Origin of the sequence: Streptosporangium pseudovulgare (assembly GCF_014648055.1) — a bacterium.
Lineage (GTDB): Bacteria > Actinomycetota > Actinomycetes > Streptosporangiales > Streptosporangiaceae > Streptosporangium > Streptosporangium pseudovulgare.
In genome coordinates this window covers 1,046-18,927 of record NZ_BMQJ01000007.1, presented here as the reverse complement: position 1 = coordinate 18,927, position 17,882 = coordinate 1,046, and the positions used below count along the sequence as shown (strand labels likewise).

General features: G+C 72.6%; 19 protein-coding genes. 8 read left to right on the top strand and 11 right to left on the bottom strand.

The window, feature by feature from the left end; translation table 11 throughout:
- Positions 1-33 precede the first annotated feature (33 nt).
- From IEZ10_RS15395 to IEZ10_RS15380, 4 genes are all read right to left on the bottom strand, one after another.
- A complete protein-coding gene (locus IEZ10_RS15395) occupies positions 34-927 on the bottom strand; it encodes a carbohydrate ABC transporter permease (protein WP_189247190.1) in 894 nt (297 codons plus the stop codon).
- Entirely contained in the window at positions 924-1,835 is a 912-nt protein-coding gene (locus tag IEZ10_RS15390) for a carbohydrate ABC transporter permease (protein WP_229811299.1), read from the bottom strand. The genes IEZ10_RS15395 and IEZ10_RS15390 overlap by 4 nt, the downstream gene beginning before the upstream one ends.
- Before the next feature lie 91 nt (positions 1,836-1,926).
- The gene (locus IEZ10_RS15385; RefSeq protein ID WP_189247189.1) at positions 1,927-3,300 is read right to left on the bottom strand and encodes an ABC transporter substrate-binding protein; all 1,374 of its coding nucleotides are present in this window, start codon (positions 3,298-3,300) and stop codon (positions 1,927-1,929) included.
- A 340-nt stretch (positions 3,301-3,640) separates the two neighbouring features.
- Positions 3,641-4,009, bottom strand: coding sequence for an STAS domain-containing protein (locus IEZ10_RS15380; RefSeq protein ID WP_189247188.1), 369 nt, complete (start codon positions 4,007-4,009; stop codon positions 3,641-3,643).
- Positions 4,010-4,491: 482 nt separating this feature from the next.
- Between IEZ10_RS15380 and IEZ10_RS15375 the strand changes: the two genes are divergently transcribed.
- Both IEZ10_RS15375 and IEZ10_RS15370 read left to right on the top strand, forming a co-directional pair.
- Entirely contained in the window at positions 4,492-5,646 is a 1,155-nt protein-coding gene (locus IEZ10_RS15375) for an acetate/propionate family kinase (protein ID WP_189247187.1), read from the top strand.
- Positions 5,643-6,101 (top strand): DUF6789 family protein, encoded by a 459-nt coding sequence (locus tag IEZ10_RS15370; RefSeq protein WP_229811298.1) that lies wholly within the window; start codon positions 5,643-5,645, stop codon positions 6,099-6,101. The genes IEZ10_RS15375 and IEZ10_RS15370 overlap by 4 nt, the downstream gene beginning before the upstream one ends.
- Positions 6,102-6,159: 58 nt before the next feature.
- Here IEZ10_RS15370 and IEZ10_RS15365 read toward each other — a convergent pair whose 3' ends face one another.
- Positions 6,160-6,477 (bottom strand): isoamylase early set domain-containing protein, encoded by a 318-nt coding sequence (locus IEZ10_RS15365; protein WP_189247186.1) that lies wholly within the window; start codon positions 6,475-6,477, stop codon positions 6,160-6,162.
- A 502-nt stretch (positions 6,478-6,979) separates the two neighbouring features.
- Here IEZ10_RS15365 and IEZ10_RS15360 point away from each other — a divergent pair.
- On the top strand, positions 6,980-7,609 hold the full coding sequence (locus IEZ10_RS15360; RefSeq protein WP_189247185.1) for a nucleoside/nucleotide kinase family protein: 630 nt from the start codon (positions 6,980-6,982) through the stop codon (positions 7,607-7,609).
- A gap of 95 nt (positions 7,610-7,704) precedes the next feature.
- On the opposite strand, the gene IEZ10_RS15355 is transcribed toward IEZ10_RS15360, so the two are convergent.
- From IEZ10_RS15355 to IEZ10_RS15340, 4 genes are all read right to left on the bottom strand, one after another.
- On the bottom strand, positions 7,705-8,007 hold the full coding sequence (locus tag IEZ10_RS15355; protein ID WP_189247184.1) for a hypothetical protein: 303 nt from the start codon (positions 8,005-8,007) through the stop codon (positions 7,705-7,707).
- A gap of 117 nt (positions 8,008-8,124) precedes the next feature.
- Positions 8,125-8,361, bottom strand: coding sequence for a hypothetical protein (locus IEZ10_RS15350; RefSeq protein ID WP_189247183.1), 237 nt, complete (start codon positions 8,359-8,361; stop codon positions 8,125-8,127).
- A gap of 59 nt (positions 8,362-8,420) precedes the next feature.
- The gene (locus IEZ10_RS15345) at positions 8,421-9,329 is read right to left on the bottom strand and encodes a Vgb family protein (protein ID WP_189247182.1); all 909 of its coding nucleotides are present in this window, start codon (positions 9,327-9,329) and stop codon (positions 8,421-8,423) included.
- 163 nt (positions 9,330-9,492) lie between these two features.
- Entirely contained in the window at positions 9,493-11,217 is a 1,725-nt protein-coding gene (locus IEZ10_RS15340) for an ABC-F family ATP-binding cassette domain-containing protein (RefSeq protein ID WP_229811353.1), read from the bottom strand.
- Between the two features lie 167 nt (positions 11,218-11,384).
- Here IEZ10_RS15340 and IEZ10_RS15335 point away from each other — a divergent pair, with 167 nt between their 5' ends.
- The gene (locus tag IEZ10_RS15335; RefSeq protein WP_308426275.1) at positions 11,385-12,008 is read left to right on the top strand and encodes a TetR/AcrR family transcriptional regulator; all 624 of its coding nucleotides are present in this window, start codon (positions 11,385-11,387) and stop codon (positions 12,006-12,008) included.
- A gap of 18 nt (positions 12,009-12,026) precedes the next feature.
- On the opposite strand, the gene IEZ10_RS15330 is transcribed toward IEZ10_RS15335, so the two are convergent.
- A complete protein-coding gene (locus IEZ10_RS15330; protein ID WP_189247181.1) occupies positions 12,027-13,331 on the bottom strand; it encodes a hypothetical protein in 1,305 nt (434 codons plus the stop codon).
- Positions 13,332-13,641: 310 nt separating this feature from the next.
- Between IEZ10_RS15330 and IEZ10_RS15325 the strand changes: the two genes are divergently transcribed.
- Positions 13,642-14,487 carry an SGNH/GDSL hydrolase family protein gene (locus IEZ10_RS15325; protein WP_189247180.1) on the top strand — a complete coding sequence of 282 codons (846 nt, stop codon included), beginning with the start codon at positions 13,642-13,644 and terminating at the stop codon, positions 14,485-14,487.
- A 125-nt stretch (positions 14,488-14,612) separates the two neighbouring features.
- The gene (locus tag IEZ10_RS15320) at positions 14,613-15,128 is read left to right on the top strand and encodes a 2'-5' RNA ligase family protein (protein ID WP_189247179.1); all 516 of its coding nucleotides are present in this window, start codon (positions 14,613-14,615) and stop codon (positions 15,126-15,128) included.
- 43 nt (positions 15,129-15,171) lie between these two features.
- Here the strand turns inward: IEZ10_RS15320 and IEZ10_RS15315 are convergent, their stop codons facing one another.
- Positions 15,172-16,329, bottom strand: a complete 1,158-nt coding sequence (locus IEZ10_RS15315) for a cytochrome P450 (RefSeq protein ID WP_229811297.1) — start codon at positions 16,327-16,329, stop codon at positions 15,172-15,174.
- Positions 16,330-16,675: 346 nt separating this feature from the next.
- On the opposite strand from IEZ10_RS15315, the gene IEZ10_RS15310 reads away from it, so the two are divergent.
- Both IEZ10_RS15310 and IEZ10_RS15305 read left to right on the top strand, forming a co-directional pair.
- On the top strand, positions 16,676-17,533 hold the full coding sequence (locus IEZ10_RS15310; protein WP_189247177.1) for an MIP/aquaporin family protein: 858 nt from the start codon (positions 16,676-16,678) through the stop codon (positions 17,531-17,533).
- A gap of 128 nt (positions 17,534-17,661) precedes the next feature.
- Positions 17,662-17,882: FGGY family carbohydrate kinase (locus IEZ10_RS15305; RefSeq protein ID WP_268246318.1), on the top strand; the 221-nt coding region annotated here is incomplete at its 3' end.

Here is a 17,882-nt window from a genome sequence, read left to right as displayed (position 1 = left end):
GCCGTCCTTCCGGCCCGGCGGCCCGGCGGCCGCTCAGCGGCGTCCGGTGGTGGCGATGCCCTGGACGAAGTGGCGCTGGCCGAAGAAGAAGATCACGACCAGCGGGAGCGTGGTGATGACGCTCGCCGCCAGGACGATCTCCCACTTGGGGTCGCCGCCCTGGTAGAACTGGTCGACGATCGCCTTCAGGCCGCGCGGCAGCGTGTAGAGCGCCGGGTCCTGGAGATAGATCAGCGGCTTCATCAGGTCGAACCAGCTCGCCTTGAGCTCGAAGACGAAGGCGATGATCAGCGCCGGTCTGGCCAGCGGCACGGCGATCCGCCAGAACAGGTCCAGGTAGGACGCCCCGTCCACCCGGGCGGCCTCGAAGACGTACCGGGGCACGCCCAGCAGGAACTGGCGCAGCAGGAAGACGTAGAACGCCGAGCCGAACAGGTTGCCCGCCCACAGCGGCACCTGCGTGCCGGTCAGCCCCACCGAGTTCCAGATGAGGTAGGTCGGCACCAGCGTGACCGCCGCGGGCAGCATCATCGTCGCCAGCACGCTGCCGAAGAGCAGGTTGCGGCCCGGGAAGCGGAAGTAGGCGAACCCGAAGGCGACGAAGGCGCTCGACAGGGTGGCCGCGCCCGCCGCGACGACGCCGATGATCAGCGTGTTGACCAGCCACGCCAGCATGGGCGCCGCGTCCCAGACCGCCAGGTAGTTCTCCGGCGCGAACGGGTGGGGCCACGGGACGAACGGGTCGGCGAACGTCCGGGACCGCGGCTTGAGCGACGCGACCACGAGCCAGACGAACGGGTACAGGAACAGGGCCGACGCCGCGGACAGCATGACCAGGAAGAAGACCTTCCGCGACCCGCGTCCGGCGTCGTCGGCCGGGCCGCCGGCCTCGACCCGGGGCCGCGCCCGGTCCAGCGTGGTGGTCATCCGGCGTGCTCCTCGGCTTCGTAGTAGACCAACCGGTTGCCCACCTTCACCTGGATGAGGGTGATCACCATGATGACCAGGAACAGCACCCAGGCCAGGGCGGAGGCGTATCCCATGTGCAGGAACTGGAAGGCCTGCTGGAACAGGTAGACCACGTAGAACAGGGCCGCGTCACCGTGGGACTGCTGGGCGATCTGGTTGCCGAAGAACATCGCGTAGACCTGGTCGAACATCTGCAGCGCGGAGATCGTGTTGATGATCACCACGAAGAAGACAGCCGAGCTGATCATCGGCAGCGTGATCGACCGGAACCGCTGCCACCGGCCGGCCCCGTCGATCATCGCCGCCTCGGTCAGCTCGCGTGGCACGTTGCGCAGCGCCGCGAACAGGATGATCGTGGTCGAGCCCAGGTTCCACAGCGACATCAGCACGATGCCCGGCAGGATCCAGTCCGGGTCGGTCGTCCACTGCGGTCCCTCGATCCCGAACAGGCCGAGGAACTGGTTGACCATCCCGGCCTGGCCGTTCAGCAGGAACAGGAAGAGCACGCCCACGGCGACGTACGGCGTCATGGACGGCAGGTAGAAGATCGTCCGGAACACGCCCGCCGCCCGCCCGGTGATCCGGTTGAGCATGAGCGCCAGGGCGAGCGCGAGCGCGATGGACAGCGGCACGTGCAGCGCCGTGTAGTAGACGGTGTTGCCGACGGCCCGGAGGACCTTCGGGTCCTGGGCCGTCTTGGCGTAGTTGCCGAGGCCGACGAACTCCGGGCTGCCGATCAGGTCGAAGTCGGTGAACGACAGCACCAGGCTGGCGACCATCGGGCCGAGCTGGAAGACCACCAGGCCGATCAGCCACGGCAGCAGGAAGACGTACGCCCACCGCGTCTCCGGACGGATCCGCCTCACCGCGGCCCCCGCGGGGCCGCCGACCGGCGGCTCACCATGGAAACCACCGCGCGGCTCACCACGGAAACCACCGCGCGGATCACTGCGCGGATCACTGTGTCGCCTCGTCGATGGCCTGCTGCGCCTGCTGCTGCGCCTGCTTCATGGCGTCGGCCGGCTTCCTCTCGCCGAGCAGCACCCGGTTGCCCGCGTCCTGCCATGCCTTGGTGAACTCGGCCGCGGCCGCCGACGGCGGAACCACGAACCCGGCCTGCTGCACCGAGCGGATCGTCTTGACCGCGTCGTCGTAGGCCTTGTGCCCGCTGGGCTTCACGACCTCCGAGAAGATGACGTCGTCGGCCTTGACGTTGCCGGTGTAGGTGCCGATGTTGACCTTGCCCTCCTTGGCGCGCTTGTCGGCGCGGGCCCTGGCCGCCGCGATCCAGGTGTCGGCGGAGGTCATGGTCTTCATCCAGCGGCAGGCCACGTCGGGGTGCTTGGCGCCCTTGGGGACCACCCACGCGTTGCCGCCCACGTTGTTGACCGGGTGGCCCTGGCGGTCCTTGACCGGCAGCACGGTGATGTCGGCGTCCGGCGTCGTGCCCGCCATGGCGCTGACCACGAACTGCTCGGTGAGCATGGCGCCGAGCCTGTCGGTGGCGAACGGGTTCTCCTCGCCGAAGTAGTCGAAGGTCTCGGTGAACGCCTTCAGCTTCTTCCAGCCGCCCTGCGACTCCACCAGGCGGCCGGCGTAGTCGAGGGCCTCGACCACCTTCGGGTCGTCGAGCTTCGCGGTGCGGCCGTCGGCGGACAGGATGTCGGCGCCGTTGGCCTTGGCCCACAGCGGCAGGAACTCCGGCAACTTGGGATAGAAGCCGAACCGCTCGATCCTGCCGTCCCGGACGCGGTTCATCTTCTCCGCGAGCTTGGCCAGCGCGTCCCAGTCGGAGGTGTCGATGCTCGCCGGATCGACCCCGGCGTCCTTGGCGGCCTTGTTGTTCACCAGCAGGACGATCGAGTTGTAGAACTCCGGGACGGCGTACCACTTGCCGTCGTACTTCGACTGCTGCTGTGCCGCCGGGTAGAAGTCGCCGGTGGCGATCTTCTCGCGGGAGACGCAGTCGTCCAGCGGCTGGATGGCCCCGCGCGCGGCGTAGCTGCCGATCCGCTCACGGCCCAGGTAGACGACGTCCGGCGGGTTGCCGCTCGCCACCGCCGACAGGAACGCCTGCTCGTCGAACTGGCCCTCGTTGATCGCGACCTTCACGTCCGGGTACGCCTTCCTGAACGCGTCGACCCGGACGGTGGCGATCTCGTCGGGGAGACCGAATCCCATCGTGGTCAGTGACGATCCCGCGCCACCGCTGCCCGCCTCTCCGCTTCCGCCGCGGCTGTCACCGCTGTTCGCTCCGACGCCGCCGCAGGCGCTGAGGGCCGCCACCAGGAGGGCCACGGCCGAGATACGGCCCGGGTGGTACTTGGGCATCCACGCCTCCTTGGTTCACTTGTGAGACAGGCCCCTTCCCTTAAAGGGAGGGTTAAACGTGGATTTTCCGGTAATGGCAATCCGAATTCGTTTTTATTGCTCGTACGGCGGGCATCCGAAGTACGGCAGGCATCCGAAGTACGGCAGGCATCCGAACGGGAGGCCGGGGGTGGCGCCGGGGACGGCGGGCGAGCCGTACGGGAGGTATGCGCGGCCGTGCGGGAGGGGGAGGTCCGCGCGGCGGAACCGGGACGGAGGACGCCCCGGCGGATCACCGCGGGGGGCGGGCGGACCCGATGGTCCCTCGATGGTTCTCCGTGATCTCAGAAGAGGAGACGGGTCAGAGGGAGAGCGGGACGTTTCCCTCGAAGGCGCGCAGGACGGACTCGTCCACGCTCGCGTCGATGGGGAAGGCGTCCCTGAGCCGGGTGAGGTCGAGCAGGCGCTCCAGAAAGCCGTGCACCCCGGCCAGCCGCAGCCAGCCCTTGCGCTCGTAGGCGCCGCGCAGGCCGCTGAGCAGCGCCCACACGCCGGTGGAGTCGCAGAATCTCAGCTCGTGCACGTCGATGATGATGTGAACTCGCCCGCGCGTCAGCAGCGCGGAGAGAGCCTCCTCCAGATCGGAGGCGGACAGCTTGTCGAGATCGCCGGCCAGCGAGACCACGGCGAACCGCGGCTGGTCGTTCACGGCGATGGAGAGCCGGTTCATCAATATGTGCCCCGCTGTCCACAGCTGTTGGAAACAGCGCCCTCGCGACCTCTCCGCCCTCTGGGGAGAGCGGTTGCTCGCTTTCCCCGGTCGAGGTGGGCGACGGACAACCCTGCCCGTTTCGATCACGGGAACCATATCAGCGAGGGCCTCCCCGCCGGGCGGACCCGGCGTTCTTCTCACCACGCCTGACGGCTCCCTACGGAGCGTGCAGAGACGGATAACCGCTGCGACCACCGTACGCCCGGGCCGGGCACAGTTCAATGCTGCCGGGGCCTGACCCGCCGCGCCCCGGGAGGAGGGGCGTCGCCCGGTCGTCCGCCCCGGTCCGCCCCGGTCGACCGCCCCGGTCCGGGCCGGTCGTCCACCCCCGTCCGCCCCGGCATCCGCCCCCGCGCGGCCGGTGTCCACCCCCGCCCGGCCGGCGTCCGCCCCGGTCCGGGTGGGCGTTTGCCCCGCTCCGGGCCGGGCACCCGGAGACCATGGCCACCACAGACCGGGCGGTGCTCACCGTCAACGCGGGCTCGTCGAGCCTCCAGCTCCACCTCGTCCGCGACGGCGAGGTGCTGCGCGTCGAGCACAGCGAGCGGAGCCCGGACCCGGCGGAGGTCGAGCGGACCGTGGCGGACTTCCTCGACGCCGCGGGGGACCACGAGATCACGGCCGTCGGGCACCGCCTGGTGCACGGCGGCGAGGCCGTACGGCGCCCGACGGTGGCCGACGACGGCGTGGTGGCCGCGGTGCGCGGATACGCCGACCTCGCCCCGCTGCACGTGCCGCCCGCGCTGGCGCTCGTCGAGGCGTGCCGCCGGCTGCTGCCCGGCGTCCCGCACGTGCTCTGCCCCGACACCGCCTTCCACGCCGGTCTGCCCGAGAGCGCCGCGACCTACCCGCTGCCCGCGGAGTGGCGCGAGAAGTACGGCCTGCACCGCTACGGCTTCCACGGCCTGTCCTACTCCTGGGCGCTGGGCCGGGCGGCGGAGCTGCTGGACAGGCCCGCCGGGACGCTCCGGCTCGTCCTCACCCACCTCGGCGGCGGCTCCTCGGTGTGCGCGGTCCGCGAGGGCCGCAGCCTGGACACCTCGATGGGCTTCACACCGCTGGAGGGCGTCCCGATGAGCAAGCGGTCGGGCAGCGTCGACCCCGGCATGCTGCTGTGGCTGCTGTCGGACTCCCGGCTGACCCTTGCGGAACTGCGCGACGGCCTGGAGCACCGCTCCGGGCTGATCGGGCTGTCGGGGGGCAGGTCCGGTGACACGCGGGAGCTGGTGAAGGCCGCCGACCCCGCCGCCGCGCTGGCCCTCGCGGTGTTCGCCCACCGGGTGGCCAGGGAGATCGGGGCCGCCGCGACGAGCCTGGACCGGCTGGACGCGCTGGTGTTCACCGGGGAGATCGGCTGGGACCAGCCGGAGGTCCGCGAGGCCGTCTGCGCCCGGCTCGGCCTGCTCGGCGTCGAACCGCCGGCCCGTGCCGCGGTGGAGGAGGACGGGGTGGTGAGCGCGCCGGGCGCGGCCGTACCGGTTCTGGTGGTCCAACCGCGGGAGGAGCTCCAGCTCGCCCGCGACACCCTCGCCGCGCTCGGCGGAGACGGGAAGAAGGCGTCCGACGGGGACGGGAAGACGGGAGAGATCAGGTGACGGTGGGGAATCTCGTGCGCGGCGCGGTCGCCGGGGCGGGTGCGACGGCGGTGATGAGCGCGGTGACGATCGCCGGGCAGCGGGCGGGGCTGATGCCCGACCAGCCTCCCAAGCGGATCGCCCGCGCCGTCCTGCCGGGCCACCGGCACCGTCCCAAGCCGGGGGAGAAGGCGCTCGGCACGATCGCGCACTTCGGGTTCGGCGCGGCCTGCGGCTCCCTGCTCGCGCTGCTCCGCGGGGGACGGCGCGCGCCGGTCACCCTGGGCGCCGGCTACGGCCTGGCCATCTGGCTCGTCAGCTACCAGGGCTGGGTGCCGGGCTTCGGCATCCTGCCGCCGATCTCCGACGACCGGCCCGGTCGGCCGGCGGTGATGGCCGCCGGCCATGTGGTGTACGGCACGGTGCTCGCCGTCCTGCTGGACCGTCTCCGCCGCGGTCCGGAGCGGGAGGCGTAGGGCCGTCCCGGTGGACGGCGGCCATCGGGTGGGGCCGGCACGGCCGGGACGCGGCGCGTCAGGCCGGGAAGGGGGCCGTGGAGGAGTCCTCGCGGCCCGTCGGGTTCAGCTGACAGCCGTGCTCGTCACAGTGGTCGGCGTCGGCGTCGTCGAACCACACGCCGCCGTCGGCGAGGTAGCGGAAGCGGATGGGCCTCTCCGAGGGGACGGTGAGGCTCACCTGGTAGGTGCCGTTCCTGCGCTGCATCGGGTGGGCGTAGGGATCCCAGCCGTTGAAGTCGCCGACCAGCGAGATCCCGCCGGCGGCGTGGTCGGCCGGCACGCTGAAGGTGAGCTTGACCTGTCCGTTCTTGGTCGGCTTGCCACGCTTGATCATTGAAGTTCTCCTGACTCGCGGTCTCCATGAGTAGCCGGCCGCGAGCGCGGTGACGGTGAGACGCGAAGGTCACGTCGGCCTCCCGTCGCCGCCTCCGCCAGAGGGCGGCGCCGCCAGGGAGACCGGCGTCCAGTCACGGCCGAGCCGGTACGATCCATCAGGATCGTTACCGCGAGTGACCGTGTGACAACCCGGATGTGCTGATTTTTGAGCGAGATCACGTCCGACTTTGACTGGATCATGGCGATTGGCCGGGCCTCGGGCGGTGGACGGCGGTTTCGCCCCGGTGGCGGCGCGTCCCCGGAGGGCGGGCCTTGCCGGCCGGACGATGAGTTCGCCCCGGTGGTGGCGCGTCCTCGATGGCGGCGCGTTGCCGGGTCGTCGCGTGTCTCCGGGCGCGGGGGGACTCCCGGGCGGGCGGGGGGCTTCCGGACGGTCGCGCGAGGGTTTCCAGGTGGGTTCGCGGGAGTTTCCGGACAGGCGTGTGGGAGAGGATGTCCCGGTGAGGATACGGCCCATCACCCCGTCGCTGCTGGTGGAGGAACTCGCCGACCGGATCGCCGCGGCCCCCCGTGACGCCTGGGTCCGGGTGGCGCTCGACGGAGCCCCGGCCGCGCGGCCGGAGGATCTCGCGGACGCGCTGGCCGGCCCGCTCCGCCTGCGCGGCAGGGAGGTGATGAGGGTGTCGGCGCGAGATTTCCTGCGCCCGGCATCGCTGCGCCTGGAGCACGGCCGTACCGATCCGGACGCCTACTACGACGACTGGCTCGACCTCAAGGGCCTGGTGCGCGAGGTCCTCGCCCCGCTCGGCCCCGGCTCCTCGGGGCGGATCGTCCCCACACTGTGGGACAGCGTCACCGACCGGGCCACCCGCGCGCCGTACGTCACCGTGCCGCCGGGCGGGGTGCTGCTGCTGGACGGCGGCCTGCTGCTGGGCCGGGGCCTGCCGTTCGATCTGACCGTGCACCTGTGGCTGTCGCCGGGCGCGCTGGACCGGCGGACCGACCCCGGGCTGCGGTGGACGTTGCCCGCCTACGCGCGCTACGAGGACGAGGCCGGGCCGGTGAAGAGCGCCGACGTCGTCGTCCGCGCCGACGACCCCCGGCATCCGGCGGTGGTCGGACGGTCATGACCGCGAGCGGGCCGCACCCGTGGACGCGGCCCGTTCGCGGTCGTCACCGTGAACCGAACCTTCGCGTGGGTCCCCGCGGCGGGGACCGCGAAGGGCTAGACCCCGGCGCGCGAGGGCATCATGCCCTCGGCGTAGGTCCCCTCGGTCATCTCCATGCCGTGCCCCCGGCCCTGCTCCATGCCCTCGTGGGTCTCCTCGATCCGCAGCGCGACGCCCATCGCGAAGAAGGTGGGCGCCCACTCGCCGATGAAGATGCCCCAGCGGTCCGCCCGGTCCAGCCCGGCCTTCTCCTGCGAGAGCGACATGTACCACGTCGCGAACGACAGGCCGATGGACGCGAGCCCGGCCGCATACATCATGCTGGACTTCACGCCCATCTTGTGCAGCGATTTGATCATTTCGTCCCCCCGATGATGGTTCGTTGTTATGGGTACCCTTCGAGGTGGCGTGTAACCGACCGCCTGCGATGTGTCACGTCACGTCCCCGGAGAAAGCGGCCCACCGGTCCCCGCGGCTCAGGACCCCCGCGACTCCCCCTGGCCCGCCTCGCCGAGCTTCCGGTTCAGCCCCTCGCGCCTGACCTCCAGGTCGTCGGCCAGGGACTCCTGCTGCTCGGCCATGGTGATCAGAGCCGACCGCTCGACCGCGTCGGTCGGGCCGAGATCGTTCACCTGCTCGCGCAGGTCGGCCGCCTCGGAACGCAGTCGCGCGATTTCCTCTTCAACCTCGTGAAGTTCGTCGTTGATGCTCATTCGGGGTCCATACCCGCGCTTCGGAACTGAATTCCCGGTCCTGCCCGTACGCCGGACGGTCAGCCCGCGAACTCCGGGGCGAGGCGGGCCAGCGCGCCGATCTCCAGCGCCACCCACAGCGCGCCGTCCGGACCGGCCGCGATGCCGTGCGGCTCCGACGACGGGGTCGGCAGGGCGTACCCGTCGATCCGCCCGCCGGGGGTGATCCGGCCGACGCGGTTGGCGCCCCACTCGGTGAACCAGCAGTTCCCGTCCGGGCCGGCGACGATGGCGTGCGGGCGGGCGGCGCGGTCGGGGAGCGGGAACTCCTCGATCCGCCCGTCCGGGGTGATCCGCCCGATCTGACCCGCACCGATCTCCACGAACCACATCGCGCCGTCCACCCCGGCGGTGATGCCCACCGGGGCCGCGCCCTCGGTCGGCAGCCGGTGGACGGCGACGTCACCGTCCATGCCGATCCTGCCGATGGCGTTCGCCTGGTTCATCGTGAACCACAGGGCGTCGTCGGGCCCGGCGGCGATGGCCGACGGGAAGGCACCGCGTTCCGGCAGCGGGAACTCGGTGACCTCCCCGTCCACCGTGACGCGGCCGATCCGGTCGGCGCCGGTCTCGGTGAACCACAGGGCGCCGTCGGGCCCCGCCGCGATCCCGAACGGCCCCGCCTCCGGCGTGGGCAGCGGGAACGCGGTGGCCTCACCGCCGGTGGTGAGGCGCCCGATCCGGTGGCCGCGGTACTCGGTGAACCACAGGGCGCCGTCGGGCCCGGCGGTGATGGTGGTCGGCCCGCCCGACGCCGGATCGAGCGGATGGGAGGTGAGCTCCCCGCCGGGAGTGATCCGGCCGATCCGGCCCTGGTGGACCAGGGTGAACCACAGCGCGCCGTCGGGTCCGGCGGCGATGCCGTACGGCCCGGCGTCCGGGCCGGACACGTGGATCTCCGTCACGGAGAAGGTCTGGTCGGATGACATGGGGGTCCTTTCGTCCGGGGGAACAGATGGTGGGTCGGAGCGCGCCATGAGGCGGTCGTCACGGGGGAGGACGGGCTCTTCCATGCGGGCGGGGGCTCGGCGCTCGGCGGCGACGTCCTGGACCGGCTGATGGAGGACCTTCCCCGCGGACGGGGCTCGGCGCTCAGCGGAGGCGGCCGTCGCGGAGCTCGATCTCCTCGCCGGTGAACCGGCCGCGCAGCGCCCGGTCGTGGGAGACCAGGACGAGGGCGCCCTGGTAGGCGGCGAGCGCCTCCTCCAACTCCTCGACGAGCCTGAGCGACAGGTGGTTGGCCGGCTCGTCCAGCAGCAGCAGGTCCGCCTCCTCCGTCAGCAGGCGGGCCAGGCCGAGCCGGCGCCGCTGGCCGACGGAGAGGGCCCCGACCGGCGTCGTGAGCTGCTCGGGCCGGAACAGTCCCATCGACAGCAGCCGCGCCCGGTGCTCCTCGGGGTGGCCGGGCCGCCCCTCGGCGAAGGCGGCGAGGAGCGGGCGCTCCGGCCGGTCGAAGGACGACTCCTGCGGCAGGTAGCCGATCCGGCCGCGGCGCCGTACGGTGCCCTCGTCGGGCTCGGTGACGCCGGCCAGCACCCGCAGGAGCGTGGACTTGCCCGCGCCGTTCGGGCCGTGGACCAGCAGCCGCCGGCCCGGCCCGACGGTCAGGGAGCCGACGTGGAGCCGGTCGGCCACCCGTACGGCCCGCAGCTCGGCGATCGCACCGCCCGTCGTGCCGTTCACCGCGCCGGCCGTCGTGCCGTTCACCGTGCCGTGCACCGCGCCGGCCGTCGTACCGTCCAGCGGGCCGCTCACCGGGCCGTCCGCCGTACCGTCCGCCGCGTCGCTCACCGTGTCGTTCGCCGCGCCGGAGGCGGGGACGCCCCCGAAACGCAGGGGATCGGGCGGCCTGGGCACCGGGTCCTCGTGGAGCCGCCGCAGGCGTTCGGCGCCCTGGCGGACCCGGCCGGCGATCGAGCTCTGCACCCGGCCGGCGTCACGGTCGTAGGCCATCTTGTTGTTGTCCTTCATGGCGCGACCGTGGGCGACGCGGTGCGCGGTGACGGCCGTGAACTCCTCGGCCCGCCGTACCTCCTCGCACCAGTCGGCGTACGCCTGCTCCCAGCGCCGCCGGGCCGCGGCCTGCTCCGCCAGGAACCCGGTGTAGCCGCCGCCGAAGCGGGTCACCCCGCCGTCCTCGACCTCCAGGATCGCGGTGGCCACCCGGTCGAGGAAGAGACGGTCGTGCGACACGGCGACCACCGTGCCCCGGTGGGACCGAAGCCGCTCCTCCAGCCAGTGCGTGGCGGCGGCGTCGAGGTGGTTGGTCGGCTCGTCGAGCAGCAGGATCTCCGGGGAGGCCGCCAGCAGGCAGGCCAGGGCGAGGCGGGCCCGCTCACCGCCGGACAGGCCGCCCAGCCGCCGGTCGCGCCCGACGCGGCCGAGCCCGAGGCCGTGCAGGGACCTGTCGACGCGGGCGTCGGCCTCGTAGCCGCCGCGCGCCTCGTAGGCGTCGAGCAGGTCGCCGTACTCGGACAGCCGGTCCCCGGTGAGGTCGGCGGCCAGCTCGCGCATCCGCCGCTCCATGTCGCGCAGGTCGGCGAGCGCGGCGTCGACGGCGTCCTGGACGGTGTGGTCGTCCGGCAGGTCGAGGGTCTGGGCGAGGTGGCCGATCCCGCCGTCGGCGACGACGGTGATCTCACCGTCGTCCGGGGGCTCGACGCCGGCGATCAGCCGCAGCAGCGTGGACTTGCCGGAGCCGTTCTCCCCGACGATCCCGGCGCGCTCGCCGGGTCGGACGGTGAAGGAGACGTGGTCAAGAACCGGCCGGTCGCCGTACGCCTTGGAAACGTCGCGAAGGGAGAGCTGGGTGGACAGGGTTTTCCTCCGGGAGACGGGATGAACGGGTCGTGGCGGTGTCCGGCGAGATGCCCATGGCTGCTGCGCTCCCTGGTCGCTGTGGCAGATCTTAACGCAACTAGTTGCGTTAAGATGGAGTATGCCCGACGCGACGCGGGACGGGCAAACGGATAACGGGAGGGATCGTGGATTCCGGTGGGACGACCCGGCCGGGCGGGCGCGCCGCGCGGGTGCGCGAGGCCGTACGGCAGGCGACCCTCGCCGAGCTGGGCGAGAAGGGGTTCGACGGGCTGACCGTGGAGGGCGTCGCCGCGCGCGCCGGCGTCCACAAGACGACGGTCTACCGGCGCTGGGGCGGCGTGGAGGGGCTCGCCGCCGACGCCCTCGACCTCGCGGGCGGCGAGCCCTGGCCCGTCCCCGACACCGGCTCGATCCAGGGCGACCTGCGGGCGCTCGCCCGCCTGGTGGTGGCCGGTTTCGCCGATCCGGAGCTGGGGCCGGTCTCGACCGCGTTCATCGCGGCCGCCATGCGCAACGTGCCCACGGCGCGGGCGCTGCGCGCGTTCTTCGCCGCCCGCCACGAGCAGTCGGCCGTCCTCGTCACCCGGGCGGTCGAGCGCGGCGAGCTGCCGGCGGGCACCGACCCCGCCGAGGTGGTGCGGACCGCCGTCGCGCCGCTGTACTACCGGCTGTTCGTCAGCGGCGAGCCGGTGGACGACACGATCGCCGACCGGGCGGCCGACACCGCCCTGGTCGCCGCCCGCGCCGGAATCCTCCGCGCGTCCCGGGACCCCGGTGACCCCGCCTGAGTTCGCGGGGGCCGGCTGTCAGCCCGCGAACATCCAGCGGGGCGCCTCGCCGTGGATCAGGAGGAGTTCCCGCATCGCACGGGTCGCGCCGGTCCGCTGCGACAGCGCGAGCGCCGCGCGGGCCGTCGCGGCCGACCGCTCGTCCTCGTGCGCGTCGGCGTAGGCGTGGGCCAGGCGTGCCATGGCGTACGCCGTCATGTACCCGGCCGGGGCGCCGGGCAGCTCCCGCTCCAGCATCTCGATCGCGTCGGCGGGACGGTGCAGGTCGATGAGACAGCCGGCGGCCAGCGCGCCGCCCAGCCCGGCGGGGTACTCGATCGGGCGGAGCCGGTCGTCGTCCGGCGTCCCGGGCTCCGGGCGGGCCACCCCCTCCACCCCGGACCGTGACGCCCCGAGCGCCTCGGACGCCGCCGATGTTCCCGGCGTTCCCGGCGTCTCCGGCGTCCCCGCGGCCGCCTCCTCCGCGCACTCCTCAAGGCAGCGGTGGCACATGTCCTCCTCACCCGCCATGGCGTGCCCCTGCGCCTCGTGCCTGCGGGCCGTCGCGGCCGGCGGCTCGGCCGGGGTGACGTGCTCGCGCGCGGCGACGGCCAGGCCGATCACCTCCCCGGGATCGCCGCGGAACTCCTCCAGCCCGGCCCGGTGGGCGAGCGCGTACGCCACCAGCCGCTCGTCACCGGCCTCCCGGGCGGCCCGCAGGGCGCGGTCCGACCAGACCAGCGCCGCCTCCGGGTCACCGGCCTCGCAGTACATCCGGCTGACCAGGTCGGCGTCCTGCGAGCTGAGCCGCAGCAGGGAACGGCGGACGGCCGGGCCCGCGTCGCGGCGCAGCCCCTGGATCGCGCCGAAGACCGGGGCCAGGGCGCCGACCAGGCCCGCGGGGCGCATGTCCGTGCGGGTGTAGGCGTCGAGCACGGCCTCGAAGTAGGCGACCGTACGGTCGTCGGCCCGCGCCGGGTCCTCGATCGCCCGGCCGGTCCGCTCCTCGTCGTCGGGTGAGAACCGCTCGGGCACCAGCGGCACGCCCGTCAGGTGGTGCCAGAGCGTCGTGCCGGCCGCCTCCCCGCCGAACAGGCCTCTCTCGCCGGTCTCGTCGGCGTCGAACGCCCGGCACAGCCACTCCGCGCACATCTCGTCCGGCCGCTCCCCGGCCTCCCAGGAGGCGACCATCCCGGCCATCCCGTCCGGGCCGGGCAGGCGGTCGCGGCCGGCGTCACCCGCGGCCTCGGCGACCCGTTCCCCGAGCTCTCTCCGGCTCCACAGGCGGGCCCGCCGTCGCGCACGCAGCCGGGCGGCCCAGAGAGGAGTTTCGATGGTGATCATTGCCGTGTCCTCTCGGCGTGTGGGCGCTCGCGCCCCGTCCACTCCCGGACAACCGTTCCCATTCTCCTCCGCCGCAGGTCACCGCGCCGCCCCCGGGCCCCCAATAACTCCGGCAACGTCCTTGGGCGTGTCTTGGGACTTCCGGGTCCGGACACCGGACCCGGCGCGGCGCCCCGCCCGGTCTCGCGGCGGCGCGGAGGCGAAAGTCAAGAATGAATAACCGATCTGTCATCTCCACTTGTCAAAGCGAGGCGGCGACCTGACATTCTGAGCACGACCCCCGACAGGGGAGCACCCCCCAGGAGAGCAGATGCACACCCTCCGTCGCGCCCTCACCCTCCATCGCGCCCTCACCCTCCTCGCGGCCGTGATGCTCGCGTTCGTCCCGGCCCTGACCCTGGCGAACGCCTCGCAGGCCGCCCAGGCCCCCGGCGTCATGGCCTCGATGGGCGACTCCATCACCCGCGGTTTCAACGCCTGCGGCTACTACCTCGACTGCGCGTCCAGGTCGTGGTCCACCGGGTCCAGCACGTCCGTCAACAGCCACTACCTGCGCCTGCGCGCCGCCAACCCGTCTCTCGTCGCCTACAACGACGCCAAGACGGGCGCCAAGGTCGCCGACATGGCAGGCCAGGCCCAGAAGGCCGTCTCCCAGAACGCCGGCTACGTGACGATCCTCATCGGGGCCAACGACGCCTGTACGTCGTCGGAGTCCACCATGACGTCGGTCGCCGACTTCGAGGCGAGATTCCGTACGGCGATGCAGACGCTCGTCACCGGCCTGCCCAACGCGTCGATCTTCGTCGCCACCATCCCCGACATCAAGCGGCTGTGGGAGGCGGGCAAGGGCAGCTCGTCGGCCCGGACGGCGTGGTCGGCCTTCGGCATCTGCAAGTCGATGCTGGCCAACCCGCTGTCCACCGCCCAGGCCGACGCCGACCGGCGTGACCGGGTGCGGCAGCGCGTCGTCGACTTCAACGACGTCCTGACACGGGTCTGCTCCGAGCAGGTCAACTGCCGGCACGACGGCGGCGCCGTCTTCTCCTACCCCTTCACGCTGTCGCACCTGAGCACCTGGGACTACTTCCACCCCAACACCGGCGGTCAGGCCGTCCTGTCCGAGGTCACCTACGGGGCGACCGGCTTCCTGCTCTGACCCGCCGGACCCGGCGCCCTGGCCCGGGTCCGGCGCCCGTCCCACCGGTCCGGCACCCGCGTCCCTGACCCGGGTGCCGGACCCGGCGGGACGGGGGTCCGCGGGAAAGGCCCTACCCTTCCCTCATGGTCGCCGCCCTGGAGCTCTATCTCGATCCCGCCGCCGAGAAACGCATCAGGACGCTGTGGGACGCGCTGGCGCGGGCGGGTGTGCCGTCGATGCGCGACCTGCTCAGCGGCCGGCACCGTCCCCACGTCTCGCTGATCGGCGCTCCCCGGCTCGACGGCCCCGGGGTCGTCGCGGCGCTGCGGGACATGCGGGTGGCGGTGCCGTTCGAGCTGCGCTTCGACTTCGTCGGGCAGTTCCTGGGCCGGGTGCTCTGGCTCGGCCCGATCCCGACGCCGGAGCTGCTCGCCCACCACGCGGCGGTGCACGAACGGCTCGGCCGGGCCGGGATCGGCGGCTTCGACGTCTATCTGCCCGGCCGCTGGGTGCCGCACTGCACGCTGTCCATGCGGGTGCCCAGCCCGATGCTCGTGGACGCGATCCGGCTGTGCATGGACGTGCTGCCGATCGAGGCGACCGTGGTCGGCGCCGCCGTCGCCGACCACGCCCGCGACTCCTTCGTCCCCCTGGCCTGAGCGATCTCCCCGCCCTGGCCGCCCCTTTCAGGGGACGGCCGGGCTACCAGGTCACGGGCAGGCCGGTGAGGCCGCCGGTCAGGGCGTTCGGACGAGCCTGGATCTCCTCCATGGGCACCGCCAGGGCCAGCGTGGGGAAGCGCCGGAACAGCGTGCCGAACACCGTCCGCAGCTCCACCCGGGCCAGGCTCGCCCCGATGCAGAAGTGCGGGCCGTAACCGAACCCGACGTGCGGCTCGCCGGTGGGGCGGCGCAGGTCGAACCGCTCGGGATCCGGGAAAGCCCGCTCGTCGCGGTTGGCCGACTGGATGGAGACGACCACCGCCTCACCGGGTTCGACGGCCACGCCGCCGACGGTGACCGGCTCCTGGGCGTAGCGGGGCAGGCCGTGGTCGCTCGGCGCGGCCAGGCGCAGGATCTCCTCCACCGCCGCGTCCGCCAGCGACGGGTCGGCGACCAGGGCGTCCCGCTGCTCGGGGTTGGACAGCAGCAGGAGCACGCCGTAGTCGATCCGGCTGACCGTGGTCTCGTGACCCGCGAACAGCAGCCCTCCCGCGAGCTTGGCCGCCTCCTCGTCGGAGGCGTCCATGGTGGCCAGGTCGGAGAAGACGTCCTCGGCCGGGCGCGCCCGCTTCTCGGCGAGGATCCCCCCGGCGTAGTCGGTCATGGCGTCCATCGCCGCCTGGGCCCGCATCGGGTCGCCCAGCATCCCCATCTCGTCGGCCAGCTTCCTGAAGTGGTCGCGGTCCTCGTACGGCACGCCGAGCAGCTCGCAGATCACCAGGATGGGCAGCGGGACGGAGAACCCCTCGTGCAGGTCGACCGGCTTCGGCAGCTCGGCGAGGCGGTCGAGGAGTTCGTCGACGAGCTCCTGGACGCGCGGCCGCATGGCGCCCATCCGGCGGGCGGAGAAGGCCGGGGTGAGCATCCGGCGCATCCGCTGGTGCCGGGACTTCTCGGTCTCGATCTCGTCGCGCGGGCCGCCGAACAGCACCGAGTCCGAGATCCGGGAGGAGCGCTCCGGATCGGGGGACGAGCGGCCCAGGCGCGGGTCGGAGAGGGCCTGCCGGGCCTCCTCGTAGCCGGTGACCAGCCACGCGGGGTCGCCCACGTAGGTGCGGACCCGCGCCACAGGCTCGGTGGCGCGCAGTTCCCGGTACGTGTCGGGCAGGTCGAGCAGGTTCTCCCGCTCGAACGGCATCCTCTTCTCCATGCGGAACGTACCCCCCTGTACTCGCGGTCGGATTCTCTTCGACCGTTACATGTCAGGGCGGGCACGGCAAGGGCCGGGTCCCGGTTCGCCGGGGGCGTGGCGGCCCGGCGCACACGTCACGACCGGCGGAATCGCCACGGCGGAAACGCGCCGAAATGCCAGAATATTTCTCTGTTATTACGGTTGACCGTTGATCATCATGACCTTAACGTCCGAATTGTGCGAGGGCCGCCGGGTTCCGGTGGCCTTCCTCCATGGCTGTCCGCGAGGCCCCCGGTAGCCGCATCGAGCCGGGTACGGCCCGCGCCGCAGCACGGCACGATGAGGAGGAGAAGTGGCGGAATCTGTGAGAGCCCGGGGCCTGCTCGGTGAGCTGGCCGCCGAGTTCGCGGGAACCATGATCCTTATCCTGTTCGGAACCGGAGTCGTCGCCCAGGTCGTCGCGGGCGGGATCGGCGACCACGACAGCATCGCCTGGGCCTGGGGCCTGGGCGTCACCCTCGGCGTCTACGTGGCGGCCCGGATCAGCGGGGCGCACCTCAACCCCGCCGTCACCGTCGCACTCGCCGCGTTCAAGGGCTTCCCCTGGCGCAAGGTGCTTCCCTACTCGCTGGCGCAGACCGCGGGCGCGTTCGTCGCCGCGCTGATCGTGCGGTGGAACTACACCGAGGTGCTGCACGCCGCCGACCCGGGACTGACGATCAAGACACAGGGCGTCTTCTCGACGCTGCCCGGCAACGGCACCCTGCCCGTGGGCACCTGGGGCGCCCTCCGCGACCAGGTGATCGGCACCGCGATCCTGCTCCTGCTCATACTCGCCGTCTCCGACCTGCGCAACTCCGCGCCCGCGGCGAACCTCGCGCCCTTCGTGGTGGGCCTGATCGTGGTGGCGATCGGCATGGCCTGGGGCACCGACGCCGGCTACGCCATCAACCCCGCCCGCGACTTCGGGCCGCGCCTGGCCTCCTTCCTCACCGGCTACGAGACCGCCTGGCAGGACCAGTACGGCCGGCTCTACTTCTGGGTGCCGATCGTGGGCCCGCTGATCGGAGGGTTGCTCGGCGCGGGCCTCTACCAGATCATGGTGGCCCGGTTCCTGCCGCCCGGCGAGGAGCCCGAGGCGGGCCGGGTGCCGGTGCCGGCCGACGAGCCCGGGGCGGGCCGGGTGCCGGCCGACAGCGAGGCAGCCTGACCCCGCCTGACGTCCGTCCGGGACCGTACACGAGACCGGCCGGGAGACCGCGCGCGAGCCGCCCCGCAAGCCGCCGGACCGGAGAGGCCCCGGCTGATCAACCGAGCGCCAAAGGAGACACGACCCTCATGCCTGACTTCGTCGGAGCAGTCGACCAGGGGACGACGAGCACCCGATTCATGATCTTCGACCACGGCGGCAACGAGGTCGCCCGCCACCAGCTCGAACACGAGCAGATCCTGCCCCGGGCCGGCTGGGTCGAGCACGACCCGGTGGAGATCTGGGAACGCACCCGCTCGGTGGTCCAGACGGCTCTCAACAGGGCGAACCTGTCCGCCTCCGATCTGGC